The following is a 285-nucleotide window of genomic DNA, read 5'->3' on the forward strand; positions in this document are numbered from 1 at the left end:
GTTTTTCGAAATATCTAGGCTGAAATTTCGATCTTCTGTGGCGGTGGTATCTGCGATCGCTTGTTGTAAAATAGGAGTATCGTTGGTATTGCTGATGGTTAGTTGGAAGGTATCTTCTACAGATTCGCCATCGCTATCGGTAGCCGTTACTGTTAGATCCAAACTGCCGACATGATTATTGCTGGGAGTTCCCGAAAACTTTCCTGTTTGGCTGTTGAAGTTTAACCAATTAGGTAAATTGGAACCATCGGATAGGTTGGCGGTGTAGGTGAGACGGTCGTTGGC

The sequence above is a fragment of the Geitlerinema sp. PCC 9228 genome (assembly GCF_001870905.1).
In the GTDB taxonomy this organism is placed as follows: Bacteria; Cyanobacteriota; Cyanobacteriia; order Cyanobacteriales; family PCC-9228; genus PCC-9228.